The sequence below is a fragment of the Hyunsoonleella rubra genome (assembly GCF_042684665.1).
Classification (GTDB): Bacteria; Bacteroidota; Bacteroidia; order Flavobacteriales; family Flavobacteriaceae; genus Jejuia; species Jejuia rubra.
Genome location: NZ_JBHULY010000005.1, coordinates 544,279 through 561,815 on the forward strand (window position 1 = coordinate 544,279; position 17,537 = coordinate 561,815).

Annotated in this window: 9 protein-coding genes and 1 pseudogene; 8 read left to right on the forward strand and 2 right to left on the reverse strand. The window is 40.5% G+C overall.

Annotation, left to right across the window (positions count from 1 at the left end):
- Positions 1 to 151: 151 nt before the first annotated feature.
- Positions 152 to 2,659, forward strand: coding sequence for a DUF5686 and carboxypeptidase-like regulatory domain-containing protein (locus tag ACFSR8_RS03220; RefSeq protein WP_380288965.1), 2,508 nt, complete (start codon positions 152 to 154; stop codon positions 2,657 to 2,659).
- 227 nt (positions 2,660 to 2,886) lie between these two features.
- Here ACFSR8_RS03220 and ACFSR8_RS03230 read toward each other — a convergent pair.
- Positions 2,887 to 5,613, reverse strand: a pseudogene (locus ACFSR8_RS03230) (class I SAM-dependent DNA methyltransferase).
- Positions 5,614 to 5,834: 221 nt separating this feature from the next.
- Between ACFSR8_RS03230 and ACFSR8_RS03235 the strand changes: the two are divergent.
- On the forward strand, positions 5,835 to 7,370 hold the full coding sequence (locus tag ACFSR8_RS03235; protein WP_380288967.1) for an NADP-dependent isocitrate dehydrogenase: 1,536 nt from the start codon (positions 5,835 to 5,837) through the stop codon (positions 7,368 to 7,370).
- A 264-nt stretch (positions 7,371 to 7,634) separates the two neighbouring features.
- Here the strand turns inward: ACFSR8_RS03235 and ACFSR8_RS03240 are convergent, their stop codons facing one another.
- Complete coding sequence (locus tag ACFSR8_RS03240; protein WP_380288969.1) at positions 7,635 to 8,528, reverse strand: LysR family transcriptional regulator; 894 nt, start codon at positions 8,526 to 8,528, stop codon at positions 7,635 to 7,637.
- An 83-nt stretch (positions 8,529 to 8,611) separates the two neighbouring features.
- On the opposite strand from ACFSR8_RS03240, the gene hutH reads away from it, so the two are divergent.
- The 6 genes from hutH to ACFSR8_RS03270 all read left to right on the forward strand — a co-directional run bounded on the left by hutH (position 8,612) and on the right by ACFSR8_RS03270 (position 17,526).
- The gene (gene hutH, locus ACFSR8_RS03245; RefSeq protein ID WP_380288971.1) at positions 8,612 to 10,102 is read left to right on the forward strand and encodes a histidine ammonia-lyase; all 1,491 of its coding nucleotides are present in this window, start codon (positions 8,612 to 8,614) and stop codon (positions 10,100 to 10,102) included.
- Between the two features lie 7 nt (positions 10,103 to 10,109).
- On the forward strand, positions 10,110 to 12,107 hold the full coding sequence (locus ACFSR8_RS03250; RefSeq protein ID WP_380288973.1) for a urocanate hydratase: 1,998 nt from the start codon (positions 10,110 to 10,112) through the stop codon (positions 12,105 to 12,107).
- The gene (hutI, locus tag ACFSR8_RS03255) at positions 12,107 to 13,345 is read left to right on the forward strand and encodes an imidazolonepropionase (RefSeq protein ID WP_380288975.1); all 1,239 of its coding nucleotides are present in this window, start codon (positions 12,107 to 12,109) and stop codon (positions 13,343 to 13,345) included. The genes ACFSR8_RS03250 and hutI overlap by 1 nt, the downstream gene beginning before the upstream one ends.
- 2 nt (positions 13,346 to 13,347) lie before the next feature.
- Positions 13,348 to 14,313 carry a formimidoylglutamase gene (hutG, locus tag ACFSR8_RS03260; protein WP_380288977.1) on the forward strand — a complete coding sequence of 322 codons (966 nt, stop codon included), beginning with the start codon at positions 13,348 to 13,350 and terminating at the stop codon, positions 14,311 to 14,313.
- A gap of 178 nt (positions 14,314 to 14,491) precedes the next feature.
- Positions 14,492 to 15,022, forward strand: coding sequence for an inorganic diphosphatase (locus tag ACFSR8_RS03265; RefSeq protein ID WP_380288979.1), 531 nt, complete (start codon positions 14,492 to 14,494; stop codon positions 15,020 to 15,022).
- A 134-nt stretch (positions 15,023 to 15,156) separates the two neighbouring features.
- Positions 15,157 to 17,526 (forward strand): sodium-translocating pyrophosphatase, encoded by a 2,370-nt coding sequence (locus ACFSR8_RS03270; RefSeq protein WP_380288981.1) that lies wholly within the window; start codon positions 15,157 to 15,159, stop codon positions 17,524 to 17,526.
- Positions 17,527 to 17,537: the final 11 nt, after the last annotated feature.

The window sequence follows — 17,537 nt, forward strand, 5'->3', positions numbered from 1 at the left end:
TTTTACGTTATATAAACTTCATCCACTATCGGCATAGAATTTGCTCGGTTGTTGGTGAAGTTTTTGTTTTAAGATGAACCAAGCCCTATTTGCAATCCATGCAACCCATGTCAGTTTTGTTTGTCTTATAAAAGGAAATAAAGTTTTTTGAATGAAGATAAACCTACTTGTTGCACTTTTTCTTTTCAGCATTGGTGTTGCCGTGGCCCAAACCAAGGTGAGCGGTTACGTATTTGATGAAGCTGACGAGCCGGTTTCCTTTGCTACCGTTATTTTTACAGGCACTTCCGAAGGAACTATTACGGATGAAAACGGTAAGTTTTATTTGGAATCCGATGAAACTTGGGATGGGCTTACCGTCTCATTTTTAGGGTATCATACGCTAAAAGTACCACTGACCAAAAAAGTCAATTATAATTTAAAATTCACTTTAAAGGAAGAAGCGTCCCAGTTAAACGAGGTCGTTATCGTTTCTGGAAAACAATCCAAAAAGAATAATCCGGCCATCGATATTCTGAGAAAGATTTGGGAGCATAAACGCCAAAATGGGCTGAAACAGTTCAAGCAATACGAGTACGATAAATATGAAAAAGTAGAGTTTGATATCAATAGTATTGATAGTGCACTTATAAAAAGTCGCCTTTTTAGGGGGATGGAGTTTGTTTTTGATGAAGTGGACACTTCAAGCGTTACGGGGAAAACCTATTTGCCCATGTTTATCAACGAGGCAGTGTCCAAGGTATATGGAGACAACACCACCAATAAGGAAAAAGAGGTGTTAAAGGGCAATAAAAATTCAGGGTTTAGCGACAATCAAGTCATTATTGATTTTGTGGGCGATTTGTACTCCGATTTCAATATTTATGACAATTATTTGAAGTTTTTTGATAAGAGTTTTGTCAGCCCATTGTCAAGAACAGGAATCAATACCTATAATTACGTGTTGTCTGACAGTACATTCATTGACGATAAATGGTGCTTCAATATTATATATTACCCGAGACGAACGAACGAACTAACCTTTAAGGGCGATTTTTGGGTAGCCGACACTACTTATGCCATCAAGGAAATTAATCTTCAGGCTTCAAAAAGTGCCAATATCAACTGGGTAAAGGATATATATATTGAACAGGAGTACGACGTGTTGAATGATTCCCTGATTTTAATTAAGCGGGACTACATGATGAGTGATTTCTCCTTTAGTAAAAAGGAAAAGGCCAGAGGTATTTATGGGAAGCGTACCACGCTTTACGATAATTATGCGTTTGATATTCCTAAGGATGAAAAATTCTATGAAACCGAGGTGTACAATTATAACGTGGACGCCTACGACAGGGACGATGCCTTTTGGAAGGCCAATCGTATGGAAGAATTGAGCAAGGATGAAAAGGCCGTTTATAAAATGCTGGATACCCTAAAAACGGTGAAAAAATTCCAGCGCCTTTATAATTTGGGAAGTATTTTGGCTTCTGGCTATATTGAATTTAACTCCTTGCCTTTGGATTATGGGCCTATTTTTTCCTCATTTGGTTTTAATGATGTAGAGGGTTGGCGCTTAAGGGCCGGAGGGCGCACCTACTTTGGGCAGAATGACTTATGGAGACTGGAAGGCTTTATGGCGTATGGGTTTAGGGACGATAAGTTTAAATACGGCATTTCAGGTAAATGGATGGTCGATAAAAAGAATCGAGTGATTCTATCGGGGGGTAATCGCCGTGATATCGAACAGATCGGGGCAAGTTTAACCACCAGTTCAGATGTGCTAGGAAGAAGTTTGGCATCTTCTTCGGTAGCCAATACGGGTTCCAATGATAAATTAACGGCTATTAACCTCACTAGTTTTGCTGTAGAAACTGAGCCCTTCCGGAATTTAATCTTTCGGCTTGGTGGTAACTACCGTACTTTGGAATCGGCATCCCCTACCTTTAGTTTGGATTATAATACCCCTGATGGTGTCCGTTCCAGAATCAAGCAGTTTGAGACTACCTTGTCCCTGGAGTATTACCCCGGAAGAAAGATGACAGGTTTTGGAGTGGAACGCCGAACCGCAAATTATGATTTTGCCCGCTTTTTTGCTCAGGTCAGCCGGGCGGACCGAAGTATTTTAGAAAGCGATTTTGATTATACTAAAGTGCAGTTGTCCTACTTACAGCCATGGCAAATTGGCGGTTTTGGGAGATTGACCACTTCTGTTGAGGTGGGGAAAACCTTCGGGGAAGTACCTTTGGGGCTGCTTAGTGTCATTCCTGGTAACCAAACGTATTTTTCTATTTACAATACCTTTTCCCAACTGGATTTTTATGAATTCGTTTCGGATACTTATGCCTCATTTCATATTGAGCATAATTTTAACGGCCGTATATTTTCCAGAATACCATTTTTAAAGAAGTTAAATTTACGGGAGATTGTTGGTGTTCGAGGTGTTCTGGCCAGTATTTCAGACGAAAACATTGCGCTAAGCAACGTACCCAGCAATCCTGCCAACCTCGTTTTGGTAGCACCGTCAAAAGAGCCCTACTACGAATACAGCCTTAGTGTTGGTAATATTTTTAAGGTGTTTAGGCTCGATTTTAACTTCAGAGGCAACTACAAAGGCGCTGAGCAATATCCCAATGCACGAAAGTTTGGGATCACGGGGCGCTTTGGGTTTAATTTTTAGAGATTTACTTTTATTTCTGTTCAGGTAGAGTGCAATATACGCGTGATTAATTTATGCTCGATTAGCTCAAAAAACACCCCTAAAGTCCCCTCAAGGGGACAACTTTCTGCGTAATATTCCCCCTTGAGGGAGGATTAAGGAGGGTGTTTCAAAAGCAAAAAAGTAATATTCAGCTGTTTGCCTGTAATTGGATTGAACTAATTTGGGCGGATTGAATATTACATACGTTATTTAGTATGCTTTCCTTTTTTTAATAAAGGCATGGTATATTCATTATAGAGGTCGAACAGAAATTCGATACGGGCGGTTTCATTGGTGAAGGCTTGCGGTCTGTAGCATAAATCTACGGCCTTGTCCAAGGCTTGGTGCGCTTTTGCCAATTGGGGCGGCATGGTTAAGGGGTCGTACAAATCGGCAAGGCTGCTTTCGGGAAACGCGGCTCGTGCGTCCAAAACCTGTTGTGCTTTGGTTTCCACAGCTTGTTTGTTTTTGTCGCTTGGGGCTTTGGGCCAGGGGTAGTTGTTATAGACCACATCTTTTGAATATCTGTACCTGCTTTCTAATCTTCCACAAACATATTTTACCCAAGCCATGTGCATTTCAGACATCAACACACCGAAATTAAATAATGTGCCATTTGGTACTGACATGCAGGTATCGCTAACGATACTTTCGTAGCCGAAGAATCCCATCGGGATATATTTCCTGTTTTCTGAAGAAACTCGGGGCACTACGATAAATGTTTTCGGTCTATTTCGATCTCTGAATAGGGTGGGCGTATCTGCATGTTTTTGTGTGGACGGTGCTTTGCTTGCCAAGCGAAATTCTTTGACTGCTTGTACTCTTTCCAAAACAAGAGGCATAGCCTTTAAATCTTGTGGCTCAATTCCTTCTAGCCAGAGGCACCATCTGTTTTTCCTGTTCAGGAATTCTTTTGCGCTAATCAACGGTAAAATATACTTCTTAGCTCTTGGCTCTTTACCAATAAATTCTGCTAATTCATTTTCATTAATTATCAGATTACCGCCATCAAGAGGCATATTGCCAAAGGACATTTTTGGTACATCACTAATAGGTGTGCGACGTCTAACAACAATAGTGTCATTTGCATCAACTAGGTATGGATTAATGTTTTTACAGGATATTTCAGTTGGTTCAGCATTTACGTCGGAGTAACTGAAAAGTCTTTTTGTTTTTTTGTCAAAATTGGCAAACCCAACAATAACGCAATAAACGGCCGCTTTACCTTTTGCTTCATTGCTCCATCGGAATGTATTGTGAGCAAAGTGAATCTTGATTTTTAATTCACTAAGCATTGCTCCCCATAAAACTCCCACTTGTTCACCTTGCGTAATAGAGTTTGTTGACACAAAAGCTACTTTGATAGCTGTGCTATTAATGAACTTTGCAGACAAATAGTACCAAGCTGCTACATAATCCAAAATTTTACCATTGTCAACACTGGCAAAAATTACTGCCATCTCTTCCCTTTGTTCTTTGTTCAAAAGTTTTGACCCGACAAACGGCGGATTCCCAAGAATATAGGACAGTTCATTTTTAGGCACTACATCCGTCCATTCAATTCTAAGGGCGTTGCCGTGTACTATGGTTGCCGATTTCTTTAAGGGCAAACGCGCATAGTACATCCCAAAGGCTTCCGAAATACGCAGGTTCATTTGGTGGTCCATCAGCCAAAGCGCTACTTCGGCAATTCTGGCAGGAAATTCGTCGTATTCAATACCGTAAAACTGGTCTACATCCACCAACATAATCTAGTCAATGCCAATAACTTGCTGACTGCCATACAGGGCTTTCAAAACTTGCAATTCCAATAGACGCAACTCCCGATAGGTGATGATGAGGAAGTTGCCACAGCCACAGGCCGGATCCAAAAATTTTAAGTTGCCAAGTTTTTGATGGAATGCGGCAAGCTTGTTTTTATTGCTTTTTACCTTTTTAAATTCGGCTTGCAGTTCATCAAGAAACAACGGTTTAATCAGTTTTAAAATATTTTTCTCGGAGGTATAATGCGCCCCAAGGTTACGGCGTTCCTCAGGATTCATCACGCTTTGAAACATACTCCCGAAAATGGCGGGCGAAATTTTGCCCCAATCCAATCCGCTGCATTCCAAAAGGATGTCCCGCATTCTTGAATTGAAGGACGCAATAGGTAAATGTTCCTCAAACAGTTTTCCATTCACGTAGGGGAAAGCCGCCAAATGCTCATCAAGGTTTTTAAGCCGTTTTTCCCCTGGCGTATTCAGTACCTGAAAATATTGGGCCAGCCAAGCGCCGAGGTCGCTGCCGTCCTCGTTGGTTTTTAGTTCGATAAACTCTTTAAAGGTGTCTTTTTCAAAAATTCCCGTATCGTCCGCAAAAAGGCAAAATAACAACCGCACCAAAAACACTTCCAAAGGATGGCCTTCGTAACCGCTATCTTCCAGTTGGTCGTGCAGTTTGCCCATTAATTCGGCGGCCTTGATGTTTACGGGGTCTTCATCCTTAAATGTGCGTTTTTGATACCCAGCAATAAATCCAAAAAGCTTGATGTTTTTGTGGAAGTCTGCTATATCAAATTCATAGGTCTTCTTGTCGTCAAGGTCATAGAGTTTGAAGTTTTCAAAGTCTGAAACCAAAACGTATTTAGGCAATTCATGCTCCTTAATGCCATGAAAATAGTCGGTAGCTTGTTCAAAAGCCGCATCAAGATTTCCTCCTTTTGATTTGTGCTCGACCAGTAGCGTGCCCTTCCAAAAGAGGTCTATAAAACCTTGTTTGTTGTTCAGCTTTTTTACGGGTTCTTCAAAAGTGGCAAGCCGTCGTCGCGAAATGCCGAATACATTAAAAAAGTCGTTCCAAAACGAGTCTTTTTCGGCACGTTCCCTGCTTTCGCCTTCCCATTCCTTGGTGAATTTTAAGGCTCGGTCTTTTATTTCATTCCAACTTAATGCCATTGTTTAGTTTGTTTTATGTCCATACCAATTTCAGGGAATACATTATGTAATAATTCTATGGTAGGGTAACACGAATTTAGTTTAAATATTTCTTAAAGTCAGCTTTTCCTACTTTGGAGTTTTTGATTAATTATTAAAATAATTTATGATTTAAATAAAAATTATAAATAAAAATATATGATTTTCTTTTTATAATTTTGAACTGTTCTAAATAAAAAGATATGGAAGCAGAATTATTAAACGGCAGTTTTCACAAAAAGAGGTCTGAAAACGGCATTAGGAAAAGCAATGAAAAGGTAAAAATAGCCGTTGCCCATGGCGACGGTATTGGCCCCGAAATTATGGGGGCTACCCTAAAAATCCTTAAGGCAGCGGGTGCCAAAATTGAGCCTCATTTTATTGAATTGGGCGAGCAAGTGTATTTATCCGGGAATACCTCGGGCATCAAACCTGAAGCATGGGAAACTATCGGGGATGCAAAGATTATCCTGAAAGCACCTGTAACTACGCCACAAGGGAAGGGTTATAAAAGCTTGAACGTTACCTTAAGAAAATCACTTGGGCTGTTTGCCAATGTGCGTCCCGTAACGGCCTTGCATCCTTATGTAAAGACCAACTTCCCAGATATGGATGTGGTGATTGTGCGTGAAAATGAGGAGGACCTCTATGCCGGTATAGAGCATCAGCAAACAGACGACGTGGTACAATGTTTAAAGCTGATTACCCGGCCGGGTTGCGAGCGTATCGTACGTTACGCTTTTGAGTATGCTAGAGCTTTTGGCAGGAAAAAAGTGACCTGTATGATTAAGGACAATATTATGAAATTGACCGATGGACTCTTCCATAAAGTATTTTTAGAAATAGCGGCGGAATACCCGGACATCATTAACGAATCCCAGATTATTGATATAGGCGCGGCACATCTGGCGGCCCACCCTGAGCGATATGATGTGATCGTTACTTCAAATTTATATGGGGATATTATCTCTGATATCGCGGCCGAGGTTGGAGGTTCCGTGGGCATGGCTGGTTCGGCCAACATTGGGAAAAACATTGCTATGTTTGAAGCCATCCACGGCTCTGCACCTGATATTGCAGGGCAGAATATTGCCAATCCGTCTGGGTTATTAAATGCCGCTATCAACATGTTGGCTTATATAGGTCAAACTGAAATAGCGGATAACATAAAAAATGCGTGGTTAACTACATTGGAAGAGGGCTACCATACTGCGGACATATTTAATAACCAATACAGTATAAAAAGAGTGTCCACTAGTGAATTTGCCGATGCCATTATTGCTAGACTGGGGGAGTCCCCAGTTAAATTGCCGAAAAGTAGCATGGCCAGTGGTACTGGAAAAATCACAATTCCAGAATATAAGCGCAAAGAGGCTGAAAAGCAATTACTGGGAGTTGATGTTTTTATTGATTGGAAAGGCTCAAACCCTGAGGAAATTGGTGAAATACTTTCAAACATAAGTGTTTATAAGCTCAAGCTTAAAATGATTACCAATAGGGGGGTTAAAGTGTACCCAAGGGGGCTAAAGGAAACCTATTGTACAGACCACTGGAGATGCCGATTTGTGGCGATGGATGCGAATATTGATAACCCCGAACCTGTTTACGAACCCGTGGAATATGAGCAGGTCATCGCTTTATTATCAAAATTGCATAATGAAGGCATGGACGTCATAAAAACAGAAAACCTTTATGAATTCAATGGAAAGCGTGCTTTTTCATTGGGGCAAGGGGAATAAAATATTTGGTTGGTTTAGTTTAGTTAATAGTTAAATGTTGTTGTTGAAGACCCATGAATTTTCATGGGTTTTCCTTTGAGTATAATTATAATTTATTTAAATGAATATTATAAAAAATATAAATAAAAATTAATCTAAAATTAATCGTAACTTTACGATGTAAGATGGTAAAAATCTTTAAAAGTTTATCTTCATAATAGATGATTTGAGTTGCTCAATAGCATGATTTCCCCTTTTGAAATCAGAACAAAATCCATGATATTATCATGGATATTGTTGTTTTGCAACGTCCAGAAATCCCATTAAAATGGGGTTGCGATTTTCACTATGCCAAACCATGGATAGCTCCGTTCGCTGTGGCATCATATCCAGCTCAATAAACTTTACCCCTTTAATATGGCTTGAGGTTAAAGATTTTGGAACTATGGAAATCCCAAAATTATTTTCTACCAGTTTGTAAACAGAGCTGGCATGAATAGTAAGATGGCTTACTAAGGGCGCAAAACCACTGTCACGAAAAACCTGCATGACATTATTGTAATACGATTGGCTGTATTGGGGATCAAAAAGAATAAAGGATTCTTCTTTAAGTTGGCACAAATCCTCAAAATTTGAGGTATCTAGCGGATGGTTTTTTGGTAATACCAAACAAAAGGTATCGTTCAATACACGTTTTATCTTAATGGAAGGTGGGATATGTTCCAAACGCACGAAACCGATATCAATTTTAAAATTCAACAGATCCTCAATCTGTTTTTGGTTGTCGATTTCCTTTAAGCTAAACACCACATCAGGATTTGTATCTCGGTAGTGCAATAGCAATTCTGGAATGATACGTTGCATTGCTGAGCCCACATATCCAAACTTCAGTTGACCTTTTTTGCCGTGCCCCAAAAGTTTAGTGTGGTTTAAAATATCATCAAGTTGCTTTAAGTTGATGACGAGTTCGCGCTTAAGGTATTCGCCAGCTTTGGTCAATATAACTTTCCGATTGTGTCTCTCAAAAAGTTGCACCCCCAAATCCTCCTCCATTTGTTTGATTTGTCTGCTTAAACCAGGTTGCGAAATATAGAGACGTTCGGCCGCTTTTCTAAAGTGTAGTTCATCGGCAACAGCCAAAAAATAATTCAAATGTCGATATTCCAATTGATTACCCATAGTTATCAAAAAGCAACATAAATAGTCTTTTTAAACATCAAAAATAGGGATAACTTTGTAATAATCCATTAAAAATTTTACCGATGTTCCGATATGGCATAGATGAATTAACAGTAAAAAAGGTATTCCGAATTGCCAATGGTGATTTGGAAGCAACGTTGACTTCAGAGGCAAAAGAAAAAGTCATTGCTTGTAGAAAAAAAGTTGAGGTAATTGCAAATGCCAACAAGCCCGTTTATGGTATTAACACTGGTTTTGGCCCGTTATGTGATGTTCGAATTTCAACGAACGAAACCAATATTTTGCAAAAAAATCTGTTGCTGACGCATGCCGTTGGTGTGGGCAAGCCCATTGATAAAACACTATCCAAACTCATGATGATTTGCAAGGTGCATTCGCTGTGCAAAGGCTATTCGGGCATTCGTTTGGAAGTCATCAAACGCATTTTATACTTTATTGAAAATGATCTTCTGCCAGTGGTGCCTGAGCAAGGTTCGGTGGGGGCCTCGGGCGATTTGGCACCATTGTCGCATCTGTTTTTGCCGTTACTTGGCGAAGGGGAATTTTGGGTAAATGATACTGTTGCTCCGGCAAAAGAAGTTTTAATTCAGCATCATTTAAAACCTATTGAGCTAAAAGCCAAAGAAGGCTTGTCCTTAATAAACGGCACCCAGTTTATTTTGGCGCACGCAGTCACTGGCCTAAAAAAAATGGAATACCTGCTGGATTTGGCCGATGTAGCAGGAGCTATGAGTATTGAGGGCTATCAAGGTAGTTCAGCCCCGTTTAAGGATGAATTGCACAAAATCAGACCCTTTCAAGGAACTATCGAGGTGGCCGAACGCATGTTCGCGTTGCTTTACAGGTCGCAAAATGTGGATTCTCATGAAAATTGCGAGCGTGTGCAGGATCCATATTCTATGCGCTGCATTCCGCAGGTGCATGGGGCATCCCGAAATGCCTTTTATCATTTGCTGGAACTCACTGAAATCGAGTTGAATTCCGTAACCGATAACCCTATTGTGTTAAGCGATACCGAAGCCGTTTCAGGAGGGAATTTTCATGGGCAACCTTTGGCCATGGCATTGGATTATGGTTCAATTGCCACCTCGGAACTGGGGAATATTTCAGATAGACGATGCTTTCTATTGTTAGAAGGCAAATTCGGATTGCCACGATTGTTAACTACTGGAGGAGGGCTGAATTCCGGTTTTATGATTCCGCAATATACCACTGCGGCTTTGGTTACGGAGAATAAATCCTTGTGCTTTCCTGCTTCAACCGATAGCGTGCCAACGGCATTGGGACAAGAGGATCACGTTTCCATGGGCAGTATTTCTGGTAGAAGATTCAATCAGGTTTTGGGGAATTTAGAGAAGATTTTAGCTATTGAGTTGATGTATGCGGCACAGGCATTGGAGTTTAGGAGGCCCAATACCTTTTCTGATATTATCGAAGCGAATTTTAAAATTATCCGTGAAAAAGTAGCAAGACTAGAAGACGACCGCTTGTTGAAGGATGATATTGATGCCATGATTGAATTGGTGGCACATCAAGCTTTCATTTTAAAATAAATTGAAGATGACCTTTAGAGAACAAATTTTACAAGGTTTGCCAGCTACGTTGCCAAAACCAAAGCCATATCCAAAGGGCACCAACAGAGCACCAAAACGAAAGGATGTACTGACCAAAGCCGAAAAGCAATTGGCAATTAAAAATGCATTACGCTATTTTCCAAAGGATTGGCATGAGGAATTAGCTCTAGAATTTGTGAAGGAACTTGATGAACTCGGTCGTATTTATATGTATCGCTTCAAGCCGGATTATAAAATATATGCAAGGTCAATAGATGCCTATCCAGCCAAAACACAGCAAGCGGCGGCCATTATGCTAATGATTCAAAATAATCTCGACCCTAAAGTGGCGCAACATCCGGAGGAATTGATTACTTATGGTGGCAACGGTGCGGTATTTCAAAATTGGGCCCAATATGTGTTGACGATGCAATATTTAGCAACCATGACCGATGAGCAAACCCTGCACATGTATTCTGGTCATCCCATGGGTTTGTTTCCGTCCTCCAAAGAAGCACCGAGGGTTGTGGTGACCAACGGTATGATGATTCCCAACTACTCAAAACCAGATGATTGGGAAAAATATAATGCTTTGGGCGTAACACAATACGGACAAATGACGGCAGGGTCGTATATGTATATCGGCCCGCAGGGCATTGTGCACGGCACCACGATAACCGTCATGAATGCCTTTCGAAAAATTCTTCCAAAAGGAGAAACGCCTGAGGGAAAAATATTTTTAACTTCTGGCTTGGGCGGCATGAGCGGTGCGCAACCCAAAGCGGGAAATATTGCACGGTGTATCACGGTTTGTGCCGAGGTGAATGCCAAAGCTGCCAAAAAACGACATGAGCAGGGCTGGGTGGATATTTTGATACAGGATATCAATGAATTAATAGATTTTGTAAAAACTGCCCAGACAGAAAAAGAGGTAGTATCTATTGCCTACATCGGTAATGTAGTTGAGGTTTGGGAGGAATTTGATAAGGAAAATATTTTTGTGCATGTGGGTTCGGACCAAACCTCGTTGCATATTCCTTGGACGGGAGGGTATTATCCAGTGAATTGCACCTTTGAGGAGGCAAACATTATGATAAAGGATAATCCGGTTTTGTTCAAGGAAAAAGTACGGGCATCATTAAAACGACATGCTGAAGCCATAAACAAACACGCAAAAAAAGGCACTTATTTTTTTGATTATGGGAATGCATTTTTATTGGAAGCCTCAAGGGCTGGAGCAGATGTGATGGCTAAAAACGGCATTGACTTTAAATATCCATCCTACGTACAGGATATTTTAGGCCCGATGTGTTTTGATTACGGTTTTGGGCCATTTCGTTGGGTGTGTACTTCAGGAAACCCCCAAGATTTGGATAAAACGGACCAGATAGCCTTGGAAGTTTTGCAAAGCATTAAAGGGAATGCTCCAAAAGACATACAGTTACAAATGCAGGACAATATCACATGGATAACAAATGCGAAACTAAATAAATTGGTAGTTGGCTCGCAGGCACGTATATTGTATGCTGATGCCGAGGGGCGTTCAAAAATTGCTTTGGCATTTAATAAAGCTATTGCTAACGGAGAAATTGGCCCAGTGGTTTTGGGTAGGGATCATCACGATGTAAGCGGTACGGATTCCCCTTACAGGGAAACCTCAAATATTTATGATGGTAGTAAATTTACAGCAGATATGGCCATCCATAATGTGATTGGGGATAGTTTTAGAGGTGCTACTTGGGTGTCCATCCACAATGGTGGCGGAGTGGGTTGGGGCGAAGTCATTAATGGTGGATTTGGTATGCTGTTGGACGGCACTAAAGAAGCAGAAAACCGACTTAAGAATATGTTATTTTACGATGTAAATAATGGAATTTCCAGACGAAGCTGGGCCAGAAATGAAGGCGCCCATTTTGCCATAAAACGAGAAATGGAGCGTACCCCAAATCTGAAGGTAACCCTGCCGAATTTAGTAGAAGACTCAATATTAGAACAGCTTTTTTAATGACAATTCTATTCAAAAACATAAAAGAATTATTGCAGGTTAGGGAAGAACGAATTGATTTTGTTTCGGGTGCGGATATGGCCGTTTTGCCAACTATCAAAAACGCATATTTGCTGGTAAAAAATGGCAACATTGAAGATTTTGGTGCAATGGAAAATTGCCCTAAAATTGAAGCCGATAAAACCATAGATGCTACTGGAAAAATGGTATTGCCAAGCTGGTGCGATTCACATACCCATATAGTGTACGCTGGCCATCGAGAAACTGAATTTGTGGATAGGATAAAAGGGTTATCGTATCAAGAAATCGCCAAACGCGGTGGCGGGATATTAAATTCAGCAATACAACTCCAAAAAACCTCAGCAGAAGATTTGTACCAACAAAGCAAAGTTCGATTGGATGAAGTGGTCAAATTAGGTACGGGTGCTATTGAAATCAAATCGGGATACGGGTTAACCCTGGATGCCGAATTGAAAATGTTGCGGGTCATTAAACGCCTTAAAGAGGATTATTCCATTCCAATTAAAGCAACGTTTTTAGGGGCACACGCGCTTCCAAAGGCATTCAAAACCAATAAAAAAGGCTATCTGAAATTGTTAATTGAAGATATGATTCCAAGGGTTGCCAAGGAGGGTTTGGCCGAGTTTATCGATGTGTTTTGCGAAACGGGTTATTTTTCGGTAGAAGATACAGATACAATTTTAAAAGCTGGAAGACAATTTGGATTGAAACCTAAAATTCATGTGAATCAATTTACCGCAATTGGGGGCGTGCAGATTGGCGTAAAATACGATGTCCTTTCGGTTGACCATCTTGAGGAAATGCGGGATGAGGATATTCAATCATTAAAAAATACACGTACGATGCCCGTTGCGCTTCCGGGGTGTTCCTATTTTTTGGGGATCCCATATACCCCTGCCCGAAAAATGATGGATGCCGGATTGCCCTTGGCATTGGCTACAGATTACAATCCGGGTTCGGCCCCATCGGGTAATATGAATTTTGCAGTGTCTTCGGCTTGCGTCAAAATGAAAATGACACCTGAAGAGGCCATTAACGCTAGTACCATAAATGGGGCTTATGCCATGGGGCTTCAAGATGAAGTAGGATCTATTACCAAAGGAAAATGGGCTAATCTAATTTTAACAAGGCCAATACCGTCTTATAGTTATATCCCCTATGCCTTCGGCTCAAATCATATTGAAAAGGTGTATTTGAAAGGAAAAGAAATAGTATGACCATGTTTGCTGATCTCAATATTACATATCGACCCGGAGATAAATCAGATTGGAAAGGAAGACCGACCAGTCAGGATTTAGGGGCACAATATTGGTATCAAGCAATTCAATGTGAAGATATAAGACGAATTGGCAAGGATACCTCGGGTTTCGGAATTATTGGCTATGCCTGTGATGAAGGCGTAAAGCGGAATTTGGGGAGGCCGGGAGCTAAGGATGGTTCAGGGCGCTTAAGGACGAAATTAGGAGGTGTGCCTGTTCACTTTGAAAACAAAAAAGTCATTGACTTTGGAGATGTTATCTGTAATGACAATGATTTGGAATCCTGTCGGGAAGCATTTTCAAAAAGTATTGCGACACTGATTTCAAATAATGTATTTCCCATCGGAATTGGAGGAGGACACGATATGGCCTTTGCACATTATAAGGGGTTGAAAGATGCCTTCCCAGATAAGCGCATCGGTATTATTAATTTTGATGCTCACTTCGATTTACGCCCTGTGGAACATCAGCCCAACTCTGGAACGCCTTTCTATCAAATTCTTCAGCAGTATGATAATGTGGATTATCTCCCTATTGGTATTCAAAAGCAATCCAATACAAAAGAGTTGTTTGAAATAGCGAAAAAGTTCAATGTCGAATTCATGTTGCACGATGAGCTCTATTCAAAAAAGGGTATCAAACAACTTTATAAAAAATTACGCAGAATCATGGACAATAATGATTATTTGTATGTCACCATTGATATGGATGGTTTTGCCTCGGCTTATGCACCTGGAGTTAGCGCGCCTTCGCCATTAGGTTTTACGCCGCAATTCGTTTTCGAAACATTAAAGGTTCTTTTAAAAAGCAAAAAGGTAATGTCCTTTGATATTGCAGAGCTTAATCCGCAGTTTGATAGGGATGCACAAACGCCGCTATTGGCTTCAAGATTGGTGGATTTTATGGTTGCAAATCATTTTTCTTAAGATTCCAAGACCAATTGTCTAATTTCTCTATGTAATACTTGTCGATTTTGTCAAAAAGCTAATACGGTCATCGCTTTTTTTCGATTTAGATAAAAGCACTCTGAAAAAGCTTGAAAGGTATCACATTTATTGTTAAATGGGCTGTCAATCCATACCTTTGCGGCCTAAATCTATGACTATGGCTAAAAATAAAAATGAATTGACCTTTGACGTATTGATCGAAATACCGAAAGGCAGCAGAAATAAATACGAATACGATTTTACATTAAATAAAATTAGGTTTGACCGTACATTGTTTTCGTCGATGATGTATCCCGGAGATTATGGATTCATTCCAGAGACGTTAGCATTAGATCAAGATCCTCTGGACGTTTTGGTGCTTTCTACTGAACCGTCCTATCCGATGGTGGTTATGGAAGTGAGGCCAATTGGCGTGTTCCACATGACCGATGAGAAAGGGCCAGATGAGAAAATCATCTGTGTTCCGGTGACCGATCCTGTATGGAGCCACCGAAGTGACATACACGATTTGAACCCACATAGGCTAAAGGAAATAGAGCATTTTTTCCAAGTATATAAGGACCTTGAGAAGAAAAAGGTAGATACAGGTGGATGGAGCAATGCTGAGGAAGCTCGTAAAATTTATCATGAGTGCGTAAAGCGTTATGAAGAAAGTGAGCATAAGAAAAAGCGTACTTTTGTAATCTAATTGTCAAATTGATAATTTATCGCAAAAAAAATTGAACCATCTTTAATCAAAGGTGGTTTTTTTTATCACATAGATTTTCCTATTTTTGGCGACATTGAAAAAAATCTATTAACCAAAAACTAACTAATAATCAGATGGATTTATTAATAAAAGGATTACCTGCTTTTGGTGTGTTGGCCTTACTGTTTGTATTTGTAAAAAGTGCATGGGTAAGTAAACAAGACCAAGGTACGGACAAGATGAAAAGGATAGCGAAGAACATCGCTGATGGTGCCATGTCCTTCCTAAAGGCGGAGTACAAAATCTTAGCCATTTTTGTAGTTGCCGTGGCTGTGCTGTTATTCTTTAAGGGAAGTAATGAAGAAGGCTCAAATGGTATGGTAGCCGTGTCATTTATTATCGGAGCGATATGTTCGGCTTTAGCTGGTTTTATCGGTATGAAAGTAGCGACTAAAGCTAACGTGAGAACCACGAGTGCGGCGAGGAATTCATTAGGTAAAGCACTAGAAGTTGCATTTGCCGGAGGTGCCGTAATGGGTCTTGGTGTTGTTGGACTTGGAGTTTTAGGTCTTAGTACATTATTTATGATTTATAGTGGACAAGGCTGGAGCATAGGAGAAGTACTTAATGTGCTTTCAGGATTTTCCCTTGGTGCATCCTCAATTGCATTGTTTGCTCGCGTAGGTGGCGGTATTTATACAAAGGCTGCTGATGTTGGAGCAGATTTGGTTGGAAAAGTAGAAGCTGGAATTCCTGAAGATCATCCACTTAACCCTGCAACTATTGCTGATAATGTAGGAGATAATGTAGGTGACGTAGCTGGTATGGGCGCAGATTTATTTGAATCATATGTAGGGTCTATAATTGGTACTATGGTTTTAGGTGCTGCGTTTACGCAAATACCTGCTTTTGCAAGTGCTTTTGATGGTTTAGGAGCAGTATATTTACCGCTTGTGTTAGCTGCAGTAGGTATTATAATGTCCATTATCGGAACGTTTTTCGTAAAAGTTAAAGATGGTGGTAACCCTCAAACCGCTTTAAATATTGGTGAATTTGGTTCTGCCGGTTTAATGCTAGTTGCATCTTACTTTATAATTAACCAAATGTTGCCAGAAACATGGGTGTTTGGAGGTAACGAGTTTTCTTCATTAGGTGTATTTTGGGCAGTTGTAGCTGGTCTAGTTGCCGGTTTAGCAGTTGGTAAAGTAACAGAATATTATACAGGAACAGGTACAAAACCTGTAAACTCTATTGTAGAGCAATCTGAAACTGGTGCAGCTACTACAATTATTGCTGGTTTAGGAGTTGGAATGATGTCTACAATGATTCCAATTCTTTTAATTGCCGCTGCAATTTTGGTATCGCACCATTTTGCTGGTTTGTATGGTATTGCGATTGCTGCAGTAGGTATGTTGGCAAATACAGGTATTCAACTTGCTGTTGATGCTTACGGACCTATTTCAGATAATGCTGGAGGTATTGCTGAAATGGCAGAGTTGGACCCTGAAGTACGTGAGCGTACGGATAAATTGGATGCTGTTGGTAATACAACTGCAGCCATTGGAAAAGGGTTTGCAATTGCTTCTGCAGCGTTAACGGCATTAGCTTTATTTGCTGCTTTTATGCAAACTGCAAATATAATTGCTATTGATGTGTCTAAACCAACAGTAATGGCAGGTTTACTTGTTGGCGGTATGTTGCCATTTGTGTTCTCTGCATTGTCAATGAATGCGGTAGGACGAGCAGCAATGGCTATGATTGAAGAGGTTCGTCGTCAATTTAGGGATATTCCAAAATTGAAAGCCGCTTTGGAAGTGATGCGTGCCGTAGATTCTGATATGAGTAAAGCTACGGAAGCGCAAAGAAAAACTTTTGATGAAGCCGATGGTGTTGCTGAATACGATAAATGTGTGGCAATTTCAACCAAGGCTTCCATTAAGGAAATGGTATTACCAGGTTTATTGGCCATTGCTGTACCGGTAGCCGTTGGTTTTATTGGCGGTGCGGAAATGTTGGGAGGTTTGTTAGCTGGTGTGACCACATGTGGTGTGCTTATGGCAATTTTCCAATCTAATGCCGGAGGTGCGTGGGATAACGCTAAAAAAATGATTGAGGAGCAAGGTAGGAAAGGTACTGACGCGCACAAAGCAGCCGTTGTTGGGGATACCGTTGGCGATCCATTTAAAGATACTTCAGGACCTTCTTTAAATATTCTCTTGAAATTGATGTCTGTTGTGGCATTGGTAATTGCACCAAGTATTGCGCTATCCGCTGATGCAGTGACGGCTTATGTTTCTGAAGACAATCAAATTGAGCAATTAGAAATCCAAAAGGAAATGAAAGTAGAATTGACCGAAACTAATGAAGAAGGTATCGTAAAAGCTGTAGTGACTACCACAACTGTTGAAAATGGTGAAACGTCCACCACTTATGAAACGATTACCGGAAAGAAAGCTGAGGTTGAAGCCAAAGTTAAAGCACTAAAAATCAAAGATGCTTCCTAAATAGGAAACTA

Excerpts from the sequence above, each read along its gene's own strand:
- hutH (WP_380288971.1), top strand. The coding sequence starts at position 8,612 with ATGTTCCGATATGGCATAGATGAATTAACAGTAAAAAAGGTATTCCGA.
- ACFSR8_RS03270 (WP_380288981.1), top strand. The coding sequence starts at position 15,157 with ATGGATTTATTAATAAAAGGATTACCTGCTTTTGGTGTGTTGGCCTTA.
- ACFSR8_RS03235 (WP_380288967.1), top strand. The coding sequence starts at position 5,835 with ATGGAAGCAGAATTATTAAACGGCAGTTTTCACAAAAAGAGGTCTGAA.
- ACFSR8_RS03220 (WP_380288965.1), top strand. The coding sequence starts at position 152 with ATGAAGATAAACCTACTTGTTGCACTTTTTCTTTTCAGCATTGGTGTT.
- ACFSR8_RS03240 (WP_380288969.1), bottom strand. The coding sequence starts at position 8,528 with ATGGGTAATCAATTGGAATATCGACATTTGAATTATTTTTTGGCTGTT.
- ACFSR8_RS03250 (WP_380288973.1), top strand. The coding sequence starts at position 10,110 with ATGACCTTTAGAGAACAAATTTTACAAGGTTTGCCAGCTACGTTGCCA.
- hutI (WP_380288975.1), top strand. The coding sequence starts at position 12,107 with ATGACAATTCTATTCAAAAACATAAAAGAATTATTGCAGGTTAGGGAA.
- hutG (WP_380288977.1), top strand. The coding sequence starts at position 13,348 with ATGTTTGCTGATCTCAATATTACATATCGACCCGGAGATAAATCAGAT.
- ACFSR8_RS03265 (WP_380288979.1), top strand. The coding sequence starts at position 14,492 with ATGGCTAAAAATAAAAATGAATTGACCTTTGACGTATTGATCGAAATA.